Consider the following 14,067-nt stretch of genomic DNA (forward strand, 5'->3'; position numbering starts at 1 on the left):
ATCAGTGGTCAACTGCGATGGCCTCTCCTGCCAATTATCGCGCAACAGGGGCCGAAGCTGCAGTGATCCGGGGTTTACTGAATCAGTTCACATGCGATGTGGGAGTATTTCTTTTTCACCTGGCTGCGGCAGACATTGGCACCGAAGGACGGCACCTGATCACAGGCCTTCATGGCCGCGTACCGTTTTGCACATTGCGCCGCGATATCGGCCATGCCTGGCTGGGCAGTAACCTCGGCAGGGGATGGCGTGCCCGGACTCGCTGCGCCGGAGGTGGCGCTGGTCACGGTGGGCGCAACGGCGGCGGGTTTGACCGATGTCGGGTTGGCACTGGCATCAATCATGGCCGCGATCAGCCCGGGCGACAGGCCGCCTTCCTTGAGCAGGGCGATCTCGTCGCCGTTGAATACCTTGTAGGGCTGATTGGCGGCGCGGATGCGTGAGGCCAGCAAGGTTTCGTCCTCTTCCCGCGACAGTCTCAGCACGTCGTAGACTTTCATGTCCTGAGGGCCGAGAAACCAGATGTCGTATTCATCAGGAAGATAAACGATGTAAGCATTGTCCAGGGCGACGTTGTCACGATGAAAGGGCAGTGCGTGGGTCGCTGGCGCCAGTTCAGAAAGGCGACGCAGGGTTTCCATGCGGAAGAAGGACTCCGGGTTGTCCTGCAGGTACTGGCGATAGGCCTGCACCGTTCCGGCCGAGACGGCCGTTTCATAGTCTTTCTGCTGTGACTGAATGTACTGCTGAAGCGCCTGCTTGTGGCGGTTGAGCTGGTCATCGGCCATGACCTGGTACTGCCCGGTGCCGGGGCTGCCCAGCAGGTAGGCGGAGGGCAACAGCATGGACAGCGCTGACCGGTAGGCCACGGGCTCACGATTCTGGAACAGTACCTCGTCGCCACTCTTCACTTCCATCACCGTTTCGCCTTCAGTGGTCAGCCAGGTGGGCAGAATCCCCAGGGTCAGGATGTAGGGCAGCATGCTCAGCCAGCCACTGTCCTTGATGTTCTCATTGCGCACAGCAACGGTCAGATCATCCCCGCTGTCGGCAAACCAGTTCTGAATATCTTCGTTGGCTCGCTGTGTCGGGTAAGCCCTGTCATCCGGGGAGGCATAGCCGCCGGGAAGATTCAGTTCAACCCTGGCATTCCCGTCGAAGCCTTTCAGGGCTTGCGGTGGGGGTGTGGGGCTGGCGAGTTGACCCTGTGAGGGTATGTAGCGTGTGCCGGTACAGCCGCTGTTCAGCAAGCAAGCCAGAAGCGTCGCCCAGAGTGCGACTCTGGTGGTAGCAGAGCAAGTCATGGTGTTTGTTCCCCTTCCCTTGTGGTGCACGGGCCCCCAGCCCGTTTGTGCTTGGTAGCATTGTGCCATGAAATTTCAGGAAATGGCGTTGTGTAAGCGTTTAAGCATTAAGGCAGTTATAAGGCGGTGCGTGTCGGCGCGGCGTGAGAGGGGGGGGGCATCAAGCGGCAAGGCGCGGGGTGGGCTTGAGACGTGGGCCTGGTGCCCGCGGCGTTGCTTTTGCGATGGATGGATTCGCGGTGGGAGCTTGCCTGCAAGCGATGTGTGCTTGAACAGGATCGCCTGCAGGACAGGGTGTAGGGCGGAAATCGGCGTGTACCGATCTCCGCCGTCAGGCGGTTGAGTATGTGGCGGAGTTGCCCTGAGGCATTTCTGCCCTAAAGTGGTTCGGCGGTTCGCCCCTCGAGAGGGGCTCCTACAGGTGTTGTCTGGTTTAGCCGGCTTTCAGCTTGGGTTTGACGGTGATCAGCAGGGCTGGCAGCAGGGTGAGGTTGCTGAGCAGGGCGACCAGCATGGCCAGGCCGGTGAGCAGGCCGAAGTAGACCGTGGGGTTGAAGCTGGACAGGGCCAGGATGGAGAAGCCGGCGATGATGGTGAGCGAGGTGTAGTACATCGCTTTACCAATGGAGCCATGGCAGCGCTTCATGGTGGCCACGTAGTCGTTGTCGTTGGGCAGCTCTTCATGGAAGCGGTGGATGTAGTGGATGGTGTCATCCACGGCGATACCGATGCTGATGGCGGTGATGGTAATGGTCATCAGGTCCAGCGGCAGGCCAATCCAGCCCATCAGGCCCAGCACCAGCGCCGCAGACACCAGGCTGGGCACCATGCTGATCAGCGCCACTGGCAGGCTGCGGAACAGGATCAGCAACATGACCAGGATGGCGGCAAACACATAGCCCAGGGTCTTGATCTGGGAATCGAACAGGCTCTGCAGCATGTTGTTGTAGAGCACCATGGCGCCGGTCAGGTGCACCTGTCCCGGTTCCAGGCCGAAGTTGTTCTGCAGGTCATGGCGGATCTTGGCGAGCAGGTCATTGCGGTTCAGGTTCTTGTCAGAATCAATCACCCGGACGCTGATGCGGATCTGGTTGCCATCATCGGACAGATAGGGAGTGACCAGCTGCTTTTGCAGGTCCTGGGGAATGAACTTGGCCAGTAGCATGAGCTGGACATAGGACAGCGGCCCGTTGTTCAGTTTTTCTGCCACTTCATAGGTGGTGGCCAGGGATAACACCTTGCCGGTTTCCGGCAGGCTTTCCACGTAGTTCTGAATTTCCACCAGCTTGGCCAGCCGTGCCGGGGTAAACCAGTAGGCGTCCTTGAGATCGAGGCCCTGATTGGCGGGTTCTGCAAACGGGTCTTCGCTGGTGCCGCCTGCCGCAAATGGATCATCCACGGGCGCATCGGCGGCGAACGGGTCGCTGTCGGCAAAGGGGTCTTCGTCAGCGAATGGGTCGGTGGTGCTGTCATCTGCAAAGGGGTCACCACCGTCAGAGGCAAACGGGTCTCCCGGCGCTTCAGTGAGACTCTCGCCATCCCAGCCTTCGCCGGTGGCGTCATTCTGTACCGCAGACCTGGGTTCTGCTTTGGGGGCGTCGATGACGATATCCAGCGGGGTGGTGCCTCCCAGCTTGCGGTCAATCTGCACCATGCCCTTGTAGATTTCCGTCTCTTCCTGAAAGTAGTCGATGAAACGGTTTTCCACGGTCAACTTGCCGATGCCCCACAGGGAGCCACCGACCACCACTAACGCTACCAGTAACAGAGTAGGGCGGTGGCGTTCGGTGAAGCCCGCAAAGGCGAGGGTAAGCTGGCGGCTGATGTCCTTGCCTTGGCGAGGTTTTCCCGGGGACAGGGGCGAAAGCAGGGCCGGAAATACCAGGAAACAGACAATGAGCGCGACGCCAAGGCCGATGGTCATCATCCAGCCAAAGTCGATTACCGGGCGGATGCCGCTGATGACCAGGGAAGAGAAGCCCACCATGGTGGTGAGAATCATGTAGATGCTGGGGCGCATCATATGTGCGGCGGTTTCGCGGATCAGCCAGCTCTGGGTGGCATCGGGAAATTGCTCGTGCAGTTCCCGGAAGCGCACCGTGAGGTGGATGGTGATGGACATGGTGATGATCAGCAGCAGTGAAATGTAGTTGCTACTGATTACAGAAACTTTCCAGTTCATCAGCCCCAGAATGCCGGTGACCATCAGGACGGTAACCGCACAGCAGGCCAGCGGCACGATCACCCAGCGAGGGCGGCGGAAGATGATGAAAAGGGCGAGGATCAGGAAGATCAGAACGCCGACGCCGAAAACTTTCAGGTCCGAGCGGATGAAGCTGACCACATCGGTGGTGATCATGGGGACACCGCCCAGGAACAGATCGGCCCGGTCGCGGTACTGGTCCATGATGTCGCGCACCTGCTGGATTTCACCGGCGGTGCGCGCCTGAAGCTTGCTGTTGTATTCACTGAAACTGCGGCTGGCTTCTTCCAGTGCCAGTTCACCGCCGGCGTCCAGTTCACCATTACGTTGCTGGTCGCGCAGGTCGTTGCGGCGGTGGAGCAGCTCAAAATACTTTTCGTCGCGCTCGAAACTCACCAGCAGGGCGGTGGTGCCGCCGTCGTCGCTGACCAGCAGATCTTCATAGAGCGGATTAACGTCAGTGAATTCGTCTTTGGCCAGGTTCAGGTCCACATCCTCGTCGGTGAGGGTGCGGTAATTGTTGGCCAGGTCGCTGAATTCCACCTTGGGACTGAAGAGCAGTGGCACGTCGAGCATGCTGTAAACGGATTTCACCCGGCTTACGTCTTTCAGGTCCTGCTGCAGACCTTGCAGATGCTCCAGTGAATCGCGCTGGAACAGGGGGGCGTCAGTGGGGGAGTAGGTGATGACAAGAAAATCGCTGCCGCCATACTGCCTGGAGACCTTGCGGTAGTATTCCAGATCCTTGTCGTTTTCCAGCACCAGGGAATCGGTGGAGGCATCAATCTGGAAATGACGGGCTTGCCAGCCCGCGAAACCACACAATAGTGCCAGCAGTACCAGCCAGAAAACGGGGTGCGCCAGCACCGCCCGGCAGTAGGCGTTAAACAGCCGATGTGTCATCAATCAATCCGTTGTTGTTTTCGGGAAACCCTTCAGAACATGGCTGCGTATTCTGCACCAAAGCGGGTGTTGAAGCGGCTAATCACCTTACCGACGGTCCATCCCACCAGTGGGGTCATGACGCCTTCGGTCCATTCTTCCTGATGTACGCGGCAGTTGCCATCGTCATCATCCATAAAGGTGAAGCGGTGAAAAATGCGTCCCACCGGGGTGTTCAGGCCCCAGGTAATGCGCTCGTTCTCTTTATATTCATAAACACGCACTACAACGGGCGCCGGCGGCAGGCCGGGCATGTCAACCACGAACAACAGGAAAGCGCCTGGGCGCCAGTCGCCATTCAGCATACGGGCATGACGAACGACTGAGGACCAGTTCTGCCAGTTGCTGGCTTCTGAAAGCAGTTTGAAGGCCTGTTTGCGGGGGGCCAGGGTGTCGACCACCTCATCGGACAGATAGCGTTTGAACATGGTGAATCCTGTTGTTGAGTCTAGGGTTGGCGTCATCACGGAATGCCATAGCTTACCGGTGCAGCAGGCGGCATAACAGGCCAATCAGCACAAGCCGGTTGACCGTTGCGGCCGCATTTCCTAGCTTGAATGCTCCTGCGAGGATTTCCTATGACAACAACACTGCTTCCCGCTTCCATTTTGCCCGGCCTGCTGGAAGTGTCGCTGCGAAGCGCCATGGATATCCCGGCCCTGTTTGAGCGCCTGGGTATTGATGTGGAGATAGTCGGGCGCAGTGACCGTTTTATCAGCCTGAAGCAACTGGATGAGCTGCTGTATTCGGCGTTTATGGAAAGTGATGATCCGCTGTTCGGGCTGCGTATCGGGGCGGATAATCACTACGGCAACCTGGATTTGCTGGGCAACCTGATGGCCACCACTGAAACATTGGAGGCGGGATTGGCCATGCTGTTCCAGTACAAGGACCTGCTGGTGCCGTATCTGGATTTTCAGTTGACGCGGCAGGGGGATACGGCGCAGTTGTCGGTGGAAACTGGTGCCGGGGGACTGCGTTTCACAGGAACCCGCATTCACAATGATCTGGTGGTGAGCACCATGGTGGCCATTGGCCGTTCGCTGCTGGCGGGTGACTTGCCGCTGGCGGAGGTCATGTTTCTGCACCCGGAGCCGGGTGGTGATGATCTGGACCGATACCGTGAATTTTTCCAATGCCCGTTGATCTTCTCGGCCAGGGCCAATGCCATCGTATTTCCGCAATCGCTACTGGCCACACCGTTACCGCGGGCCTTTCCGAAATACAATGAGCGGCTAAAGCGCTCTGCAGACCAGGTGCTTTCAGGTTTATCCCGGGCTGCCGGGGTCTCCGGCCAGGTGTTGCTGCGGATGCAGGGTATGCTCGGGCACATCGATATCACCATCGATTCGGTGGCAGAATCTCTGGCCATGAGTCCGCGTACCTTGCAGCGCAGACTCCAGGAGGAGGGTACCCGGTTCGCAATCCTGCGGGATCAGGTGAAACATCGCGCCGCCTGTCAGGCGCTGCAGGCCTGGAATTGCGATATGGGGGCCCTGGCCCAGCAATTGGGTTTCTCGGACACGGCCAATTTCTATCATGCTTTCAAGCGCTGGCAGGGCTGCGCCCCTGGTGAATACCGCCGCCGCAACCGCGCAGGCTAGCCAGTTAATCAAAGGCGTTATTTACCACCGAGAGCACAGAGCGCACAGAGATAAAACCCATAATTGCCTCAGTGGCCCCTGTGATCTCTGTGGTAGTCAAGATTTCGTGGTTTGGGTCTCAAGTGGGAGTCTGCCTGCAGACGAAGGGTTGGGGTATTCGCGTGCAGGCACGCTCCCACAGCGGGTATGGGGTGTGGGGTTTCCGGTTTCTTCCTCAGTGAACTCGGTGAGCTCTGTGGTAAACCGACTCCTGTTTTGGGGTGAGGTGCGGCATTTTGCCACATTGGATTTTCCCGCCTGGCCGGTAGGCTTGCTGACCAAGAGTCACAACCGGATTCAATCATGTCCCAACGTCTTCTTTCTGTTGCTATTTCTGCCGCCATTGCAGCCTTTCCCGTCGTTTCTCAAGCCCATTATGAAGGCGGCCGTGTTGACAGCCATGCCCCGATCTCTGTGATGGGTGATCATACCCATGGCAAGGGAGAATGGATGTTGTCTTACCGGTACATGGGCATGGGCATGAGTGGTGCCAAATCCGGTAGTGAGTCTCTGAGCACCAACGAAGCCTTCGCCGAGATCCCCGGTATGGGCATGATGGCCATGAAGGCATTGCCCTATGAGATGACCATGGAGATGCACATGCTGGGCGGCATGTATGCACCTACCGATAACCTTACCTTGTTGGCAATGTTGCCTTATAGCACCAAAGAGATGACCACCCGAACCCGCATGACCATGATGATGAACACCATGGAGGGCGAGTTCGACACGGAAACGTCGGGTATTGGTGATGCGAGTCTCGGCGGGCTGTACAAGTTTTTCGATCGTGACGGTTATCGGCTACACCTGAACCTGGTGTTGGGTCTTCCCACCGGGTCTATTGATGAAGAAGACTATATCCCCATGCAGATGAAGGAGGTGCAGCTGCCTTATCCCATGCAGCTGGGCTCCGGCAGCTACGAGGCGCGCCCGGGGATTACCCTGAACAAGCAGTACGCCAGCTGGAGCTGGGGTGCGCAGGCCAGTGCCAAAATTGCACTGGATGAGAACGATCAGGGCTACAAGCTCGGGTCGCGCAAGTATCTGACGGCCTGGGCGGCCAAGCCGCTGGCGCCATGGGCATCAGTGTCACTGGCCGCTTACAAGAGCTGGTGGTCTGATATTCATGGCGAAGCTGAAGACCTGACCATCTCTCCCATGATGAATCCGGCGGCTGACCCGGAAGCCAAGGGCGGTCAGCGCCTGGACATCGGCGTGGGCCTTAATCTGCTGGGCAAGAACGGCGCATTGAAAGGGCACCGTCTGGCCATGGAGTACAAGGCGCCGGTGCAGGAATCCCTGCACGGTATCCAGATGGAAACCGACTACACCTTTACGGTGGGGTGGCAGAAGGCCTTCGGCGGGTAATGTAGTGCGGGATTGGTGTGGCGGGCGGCAGAAGTCTGACGCTAGCTCACCAGCGCCGGTGCTTGATGTGGGAGCGTGCCTGCACGCGATGGCTCCTCGCTACTGACAACGCGATTCGCGTGCTGGCACGCTGCCACAGCTCTCAGCCAACACACTGGGTGTAGTACCGCTAATTGCGCTCAATCCCCACAAAAAAAGCCGCACCCTTTGGGCGCGGCTTTTTTGGGTATCTTGAATGGTGCCGGAACGCGGAATCGAACCGCGGACCTACTGATTACGAATCAGTTGCTCTACCGACTGAGCTATCCCGGCATGCCCCTGAACTGGGCGGGCGCTAGTTTAGCAGGACGCCCGGTTCAGGCAAGCAGGAATCAGCCTTCTTGCTTGATGCCTGCCAGCTTGCGGGCGTGCCACTTCTTCTTCTCCACCTCCATGCCACGGAGAATCTGGATCCGTTGAGCCTGGGGGCTGCCGGCGCCGTGCATGGACTCGGTGAGGTAACCCACGGCGTTGCGGCCCAGGGTCATGTTTTCGATGAGCCGCAGGATGCGCATGCGGTCTTCGGTGGGGATGTCTTCCCGACCTTTCAGGAAGCGGCGAATGATGTCGCCGGCTTCTTCGTTATCCAGATCCTGCTCGCTGGGCATGGTGACCATGATGCCGCCGGCCAGGTCCTGTGCGAGCCGGGAGATCTCGTAGGGGAAGCGGGTGACGTTATGCTTGCAGACGTTGGCCAGCATGGTGTCGTTCATGTAAATACCGCTGGGCATTTTCTTCGCCTCGTGGGAGCTGGCGATGCCTGAGGAATAGATGGTCTCGTTCAGGTGAGTCATTTCCACCAGCTTGTCGCGGATGTGGCTGACTTTTTCCAGCCCGTTGTATTCCGCGATGGAGGCCGCAGCACCCACCATCACATCGCCAAGGCCGGTTTTGCACACGTAGCTGGCGCGGTGGTAGGCGGTGAACCGGGTGACCAGCTCCTGGGCGAATTCGTATTCCCCGTCCATGAACACATGCTCGTTGGGAATGAAGACATCGTCGAAGTAGACCAGCACTTCTTGGCCGCCGTACTGGGCGTTGCCTTGGTCAATGTCGCCGCCTTCCATGGCACGGGTATCACAGCTCTGGCGGCCGTAAATGTAGGTGATGCCTTCGGCGTCGCCGGGAATCATGCCGACCACGGCGTAGTCCTTGTCCGCTTCCCCCAGGTTCATGGTGGGCAGCACGCAGATCCAGTGCTGGTTCCAGCCGCCGGTCATGTGGGCCTTCACGCCTTTCACGTAGATGCCCTTGTCGGTGCGACGGGTGACACGCATGAACATGTCCGGGTCGGCTTGCTCGGATGGGCGCTTGCTGCGGTCACCTTTCGGGTCGGTCATGCCGGCGGCAATCAGGATGTTCTTGCGCTGGGCTTCCTTGAGGAACTCCAGGTAGCGCTTGTGGTACTGGGTGCCATGCTTTTCATCGATTTCATACGTGACGGAGTGCAGCACGCTGATGGTGTCCAGGCCGGTGCAACGCTGGAAACAGGTACCGGTGATCTGGCCCATGCGGCGCTGCATTTTGTTCTTCATCACCAGATCGCCGGGAGATTCCACGATGTGCAGGAAGCGGTTGACCTGCTGCTCGATCAGCGGGGACCAGGCTGTGGCCAGTTCCGGATCTTCAATGGCCAGATCATAGCTGGCGCGCAGGGCATTGATGCTGGGCTTGATGATGGGATGATCCGCCGGTTCATCAATCAGTTCACCAAACAGGAACAGACGCGTACCGCGGTTGCGCAGGCTGGCCAGATAGTCCTCACCGGTCTTGATGACGGGGATACGGTCCCAGCGGGCCTGGGCGGATTCTTCGCGGGACGGGGCAGGGGTCGCGGCGTTCATGGTGCCTCCTGTTATGCCTGTAATTAGGGCCAATGGACGAGACCGTGGCCATATCGGGTGACTTGGGAGTCTGATTTCGATGGTATACAGGATGTTACGGGAGGCAATGACAGATTCGGTCGCTGTGCTCTGCGGTCAAGTCAGGGAGGCGGCAGGGACGGAGGGAAGTGCGATGCAAGGCATCAGATCCGCATTTCAACGAAGCCGCTGTAGGAGTACCTCTTGAGGTGCGAACCTGCACCTTGGCAAAGGGATATTCTGAGAGCCGGCTAACACCGGGTTCGTACCTCGAGAGGGGCTCCTGCAAAGGGGAAATGGCTACGACTTGAACGTCATGGAGGCGGAGTTGAGACAGTAGCGCAGGCCCGTGGGGGCAGGGCCATCGGGGAAGACATGACCCAGGTGGCCGTCGCAACGGGCGCAGCGGATTTCCGTGCGGATCATGCCATGGCTGGTATCACGGATTTCATGGATGTGCGCCTCGTCGAAGGGGGCATAAAAGCTGGGCCAGCCCGTGCCGGATTCGAACTTGCTGTCCGAGCTAAACAGGGGCAGGTCGCACAGCTTGCAGTGATAGACACCGTCCTGCTTGTTGTCCAGCAGGCCGCCACAGAAGGGCGGTTCTGTGCCCTGGTTGAGCAGGATGCGGCGCTCCTCCTCGGTGAGATTGGCGGCGTTTTGCTGTTTCTCGCTATCGGTTAGCGGGGTCAGGTCATACCCGCTGGCGGATTTGGCCTGGCTCATCCGGCGTCTCCTTTAAGTTTGTCTGGGAAGGCATGGATCAGTTTTTCCACTTTGGGTTGCGCCACCATACGGACATAGCCCTGCTGTGGATTGCGGCGGGCAAAATCCTGGTGGTAATCCTCCCCGGGGTAGAATTTTTCCAGCGGCTCCAGGGTCGTGACGATAGGAGCGGTAAAGGCGCCTGCCGCGTCCAGTTGCTGGATGTAGGCCTGCGCCACGGTTTTTTCTTCGTCGTCCTGGTAGAAAATGGCGGAGCGATACTGGGTGCCCTGATCGTTGCCCTGACGGTCTTTCTGGGTGGGATCGTGAGCCACGGAAAAGAATACCTTCAGCAATTCGCCATAACTGATCCGGTTGCTGTCGTATTCAATATCCACTACTTCCGCATGGCCGGTAACGCCCGTGCAGACAGCCTCGTAGTTGGCCTGGGCGGCATGCCCGCCAGCGTACCCGGATGTGACCGACAGTACCCCTTCCAGGTTCAGATAGACCGCTTCCACACACCAGAAGCAGCCGCCGGCCAGTACCGCATGGCGGGTGCCTGCTGCGGGAAGGTCCGTGGCGGCATCCGGGAAACGTTCCGGGTGGATGGCAAGGGTTGTACCGGGAATGACCGGGTTCATACAGTGCTCCTCAGGGCATGCCCCGGCACTGCCGGGGCGACCAGTGGAGATCAGTCCTGTTTGACCGCGCCACTGGCGATGAGTTTGTCTATCTCTGCGTCGTCCAGGCCTGCATTGCGCAGAACGTCAAGGCTGTCAGCCCCGGCAGTCGTTGCTGCCCTTACCTCACCGGCGGCGCTGCGAGAGAAGCGCGGAGTGGGGGCGGGTTGGACGCTGCCATTCACGTTCACAAAGGAACCGCGAGCTACGTTATGTGGGTGTGAAGGTGCTTCTTCAAGGCTTAGCACTGGTGCAAAACAGACATCGGTGCCTTCCATGAGTTCACACCACTCATCCCGGGTCTTCTGTTTGATGACGGCGGCCAGTTTTTGTTTCATCTCCGGCCATTTGGGCGGGTTCATCTGGTGGCCAAATTCCTCGGCGGGCAGTTCTGCAATGCGACAAAGTTGGGCATAAAACTGCGGCTCGATGCTGCCAATGGAGACGTATTTGCTGTCAGCGGTTTCATACACTTCGTAGAAGTGGGCGCCGGAATCGAGCATGTGGGTGCCGCGCTGATCGGTAAACAATCCCTGGGACTTGAGGCCATAGAACATGGCCATGAGGGCCGCGGAGCCTTCCACCATGGAGGTGTCGACCACCTGACCTTCACCGGAGCGCTGGGCTTCCAGGGCGGCACAGACCAGGCCGAAGGCCAGCATCATGCCGCCACCGCCGAAATCGCCTACCAGGTTTAATGGGATGGCGGGTTTTTCACCGGCGCGACCCATGGCGTGCAGGGCGCCGGACAGGGAGATGTAGTTCATGTCGTGGCCGGCAGCCTGGGCCAGGGGTCCGGTCTGACCCCAGCCGGTCATGCGCCCGTAGACCAGTTTTGGGTTACGGGCCATGCATTGCTCTGGGCCAATGCCAAGACGCTCGGTGACGCCGGGACGGAAGCCTTCAAAAATGCCATCGGCGGTTTCGCAGAGCTTGAGGACGGTCTCGATCCCTTCCGGTTTTTTTAGATCCAGTGCCAGGTTCTGGCGATTGCGAAACAGCACACTATGGCCAATGGCGGAATGCGGATTACCGCCGGGGCGGTCAACGCGAATCACAGTGGCACCCATATCAGCGAGCATCATGCCGCAGAAGGGGCCGGGGCCAATGCCGGCCAGCTCAATGAAAGTCAGTCCGTGGAGTGGGCCTGTCATAGAGATTTTTCCGTTGTCTGGTGTCTGATCTGATACCGGCAACGGCTGCCTTTCCCGGTTTGGGCAAGCAATGCTGCGTTACAGGTATCCCTGTTCTCGAAGTGTTTTGCGCAGGGCCTGGCACTGACTCTTGGCGATCATCGCCATATTGTTGGCTTCGTGGGTCATCGCGACCCCTGTCCAGATCGGGCTGCCTTGTGCGTTTATCAGTTCGGCACCGTGCTGGCGAAGCGCTTCCGGGATATCGGCCTTTTTCAGATCACCGCCAATGCCCACCTCCCAGGTGGGTGGCGGGCTGCCCGGGGGCTGATTCATGGCATTGAGCTGGTTCACCGGCTGGGGTGGCTCAGTAGCATCAATCAACAAGTGGGTCAGTTCCACGACCAGAATCCGGTCCACGCCGGCTTCCTGCGCCCAGCGGAGAATGCGTTGTTTTCCGCCTTCGTACCATAACGGTAATTCCTGATGACTGAGCAAAACGGTCAACGAATCACTTGAAAATATATCCCTGCAGGTCAGTTCCCAGGTTTCTCTCACACTGCCTTCCGGTGTGTGGGCTACCAGCAACAGCTTGTTCTGGCTGGGAAAATCGTCCTCGCTGGTGTAGCGGGTGGTGATTTCCGTGGTGCTGGCACAGCCGGCCAGCAGCAGGGCAGGTAATAGTGCCGCGAGCAGGGAGCGCATGGGCAAATCTCCAGTATATGTTATGGCAACAGTGTACCAGCGCGGCATTGCCATCACAGCAAATACAGGAGATGGATTATCCGATGACTGTGAGCAATTAGGGGCCTGCCGGTGGTTGGGAACCCTATCTGTAGGTGTATCTTCGATGGAAGGTTGCTAAGAAGTAAGTCTTTCCAAGAGCCAGGAAGGTATTGGTATGACGGAAGCAGGATGCATTAAGGCTGTGAAAATAACAGAACTTCACAGTGGACTTACTAAAATGTGAATTTTGAACTGCGTCACAACATTTTAGTAACGCAAATCCACCGTAACTCAATTTTTTTTCATCCTGCCTCCTATTCTAATGATTGCACTGTTCATTCATACCCAAGGGGGGTAGTCATGAAAGGAAACACACGTATCAGCGCATTGGCAGCCGGTGTCATGCTGGCAACCAACGCCATGGCAGCTGATGACAATGCCGAACCAACCCGCCAATACCTGGCGCCCATGATGCATTACCTGATTCTTGATGAAGATCGGGATCTTTCTCGCAACGGTCTTGGTGGTGGCCTTATTTATGGCCGTCAGCTTTCTGATCGTGTTTGGTGGGAAACAGAAGGTGCCGGTTACGGGCTGGATTCCGGTGTGGAAGGTGCATCAGATTATTATCAGTATGCGGTAAGTACCGGTTTGGCCTACGCCTTTGGCGACCGGGAAGGGTTTACGCCGTTTGTTCTCGCTCAAATAGGTGGCATCTACAACGATGTGGTTCCTGATGACGATGACACCTTCGATCTTCACGCGAATGTTGGTCTGGGGGTGGTTACCGGCCCTATTTTCGACAACGGGCTAAAGCTTCGTTTCGAAGGTCGTTACATGTACGACGACTTTGATGGGATATCTGGCACACCCTCCGACGGCGATGGCGGTTTCAATGATATTCGCTTGTCTTTCGGTCTGGAAATTCCCCTGGGTGTCACACGCACCGTGGAAGTGGAAAAGATCGTCTACGAGACCCGCGAAGTCGAAAAAGTGGTGGAGAAGGTGGTTGCGGAAGCCGACAGCGATGGCGACGGCATCCCTGACAGCCGTGACAAGTGCCCTAATACCCTTGCCGGTGGCAAGGTAGATGGGGATGGCTGTCTGCTCAAAAACCAGACCATTTCCTTCAACAATATTGGTTTTGAACTGAACTCCGCCAAGATTACCGCCTCTTCCCGTCCGACCCTGGACAAGCTGGCTGAGTCTCTGCAATCCCAGACCGACTTCAACGTGGAAATTGCCGGTCATACAGACAGTACTGGTTCCGCCGAGTACAACGAAACCCTGTCTGACAAGCGCGCCAACTCCGTTCGCGAATACCTGATCAATAAAGGTGTTGCAGAAGACCGTCTGACGTCCCGTGGATACGGTGAAGTGGATCCGGTAGCCAGCAATGAAACCGCATCCGGTCGCGCAATGAACCGTCGCGTTGAATTCCGCGTTAGCGAATAAGGAA

At 58.0% G+C, this 14,067-nt stretch carries 11 protein-coding genes and 1 tRNA gene; 3 read left to right on the forward strand and 9 right to left on the reverse strand.

What is annotated here, in order from left to right:
* Positions 1 to 74 precede the first annotated feature (74 nt).
* The 3 genes from GQF00_RS01375 to GQF00_RS01385 form a co-directional block, all read right to left on the reverse strand.
* Positions 75 to 1,304, reverse strand: coding sequence for a hypothetical protein (locus tag GQF00_RS01375; RefSeq protein WP_161317318.1), 1,230 nt, complete (start codon positions 1,302 to 1,304; stop codon positions 75 to 77).
* A gap of 433 nt (positions 1,305 to 1,737) precedes the next feature.
* Positions 1,738 to 4,410 (reverse strand): RND family transporter, encoded by a 2,673-nt coding sequence (locus GQF00_RS01380; RefSeq protein WP_161317320.1) that lies wholly within the window; start codon positions 4,408 to 4,410, stop codon positions 1,738 to 1,740.
* Positions 4,411 to 4,442: 32 nt separating this feature from the next.
* Entirely contained in the window at positions 4,443 to 4,877 is a 435-nt protein-coding gene (locus tag GQF00_RS01385) for an SRPBCC family protein (protein ID WP_161317322.1), read from the reverse strand.
* 150 nt (positions 4,878 to 5,027) lie between these two features.
* Between GQF00_RS01385 and GQF00_RS01390 the strand changes: the two genes are divergently transcribed.
* Positions 5,028 to 6,053 (forward strand): AraC family transcriptional regulator, encoded by a 1,026-nt coding sequence (locus tag GQF00_RS01390; RefSeq protein ID WP_161317324.1) that lies wholly within the window; start codon positions 5,028 to 5,030, stop codon positions 6,051 to 6,053.
* Between the two features lie 342 nt (positions 6,054 to 6,395).
* The gene (locus GQF00_RS01395) at positions 6,396 to 7,460 is read left to right on the forward strand and encodes a transporter (RefSeq protein ID WP_161317326.1); all 1,065 of its coding nucleotides are present in this window, start codon (positions 6,396 to 6,398) and stop codon (positions 7,458 to 7,460) included.
* 236 nt (positions 7,461 to 7,696) lie between these two features.
* On the opposite strand, the gene GQF00_RS01400 is transcribed toward GQF00_RS01395, so the two are convergent.
* The 6 genes from GQF00_RS01400 to GQF00_RS01425 form a co-directional block, all read right to left on the reverse strand.
* A tRNA-Thr gene (locus GQF00_RS01400) sits at positions 7,697 to 7,772 on the reverse strand.
* Positions 7,773 to 7,831: 59 nt separating this feature from the next.
* On the reverse strand, positions 7,832 to 9,343 hold the full coding sequence (locus tag GQF00_RS01405; protein WP_161317328.1) for a 4-hydroxyphenylacetate 3-hydroxylase family protein: 1,512 nt from the start codon (positions 9,341 to 9,343) through the stop codon (positions 7,832 to 7,834).
* A 318-nt stretch (positions 9,344 to 9,661) separates the two neighbouring features.
* Positions 9,662 to 10,087, reverse strand: coding sequence for a peptide-methionine (R)-S-oxide reductase MsrB (msrB, locus tag GQF00_RS01410; protein ID WP_161317330.1), 426 nt, complete (start codon positions 10,085 to 10,087; stop codon positions 9,662 to 9,664).
* A complete protein-coding gene (msrA, locus tag GQF00_RS01415) occupies positions 10,084 to 10,710 on the reverse strand; it encodes a peptide-methionine (S)-S-oxide reductase MsrA (protein WP_161317332.1) in 627 nt (208 codons plus the stop codon). The genes msrB and msrA overlap by 4 nt, the downstream gene beginning before the upstream one ends.
* A 50-nt stretch (positions 10,711 to 10,760) precedes the next feature.
* Positions 10,761 to 11,903: a CaiB/BaiF CoA-transferase family protein gene (locus GQF00_RS01420; protein WP_161317334.1), complete on the reverse strand. Its 1,143-nt coding sequence runs from the start codon at positions 11,901 to 11,903 to the stop codon at positions 10,761 to 10,763.
* Positions 11,904 to 11,981: 78 nt separating this feature from the next.
* Positions 11,982 to 12,587: a hypothetical protein gene (locus GQF00_RS01425; protein WP_161317336.1), complete on the reverse strand. Its 606-nt coding sequence runs from the start codon at positions 12,585 to 12,587 to the stop codon at positions 11,982 to 11,984.
* Between the two features lie 381 nt (positions 12,588 to 12,968).
* Here GQF00_RS01425 and GQF00_RS01430 point away from each other — a divergent pair, with 381 nt between their 5' ends.
* Positions 12,969 to 14,063, forward strand: coding sequence for an OmpA family protein (locus tag GQF00_RS01430; protein ID WP_161317339.1), 1,095 nt, complete (start codon positions 12,969 to 12,971; stop codon positions 14,061 to 14,063).
* The last annotated feature ends 4 nt before the right edge of the window (positions 14,064 to 14,067 follow it).

The organism is Alcanivorax sp. DP30, assembly GCF_009882945.1.
Lineage (GTDB): Bacteria > Pseudomonadota > Gammaproteobacteria > Pseudomonadales > Alcanivoracaceae > Alcanivorax.

Bases quoted from the DNA above. Each gene is read 5' to 3' on its own strand.
- GQF00_RS01430 (WP_161317339.1), top strand. From the start codon at position 12,969: ATGAAAGGAAACACACGTATCAGCGCATTGGCAGCCGGTGTCATGCTG.
- GQF00_RS01380 (WP_161317320.1), bottom strand. From the start codon at position 4,410: ATGACACATCGGCTGTTTAACGCCTACTGCCGGGCGGTGCTGGCGCAC.
- GQF00_RS01390 (WP_161317324.1), top strand. From the start codon at position 5,028: ATGACAACAACACTGCTTCCCGCTTCCATTTTGCCCGGCCTGCTGGAA.
- GQF00_RS01375 (WP_161317318.1), bottom strand. From the start codon at position 1,304: ATGACTTGCTCTGCTACCACCAGAGTCGCACTCTGGGCGACGCTTCTG.
- GQF00_RS01395 (WP_161317326.1), top strand. From the start codon at position 6,396: ATGTCCCAACGTCTTCTTTCTGTTGCTATTTCTGCCGCCATTGCAGCC.
- GQF00_RS01385 (WP_161317322.1), bottom strand. From the start codon at position 4,877: ATGTTCAAACGCTATCTGTCCGATGAGGTGGTCGACACCCTGGCCCCC.
- msrA (WP_161317332.1), bottom strand. From the start codon at position 10,710: ATGAACCCGGTCATTCCCGGTACAACCCTTGCCATCCACCCGGAACGT.
- GQF00_RS01420 (WP_161317334.1), bottom strand. From the start codon at position 11,903: ATGACAGGCCCACTCCACGGACTGACTTTCATTGAGCTGGCCGGCATT.
- GQF00_RS01425 (WP_161317336.1), bottom strand. From the start codon at position 12,587: ATGCGCTCCCTGCTCGCGGCACTATTACCTGCCCTGCTGCTGGCCGGC.
- GQF00_RS01405 (WP_161317328.1), bottom strand. From the start codon at position 9,343: ATGAACGCCGCGACCCCTGCCCCGTCCCGCGAAGAATCCGCCCAGGCC.
- msrB (WP_161317330.1), bottom strand. From the start codon at position 10,087: ATGAGCCAGGCCAAATCCGCCAGCGGGTATGACCTGACCCCGCTAACC.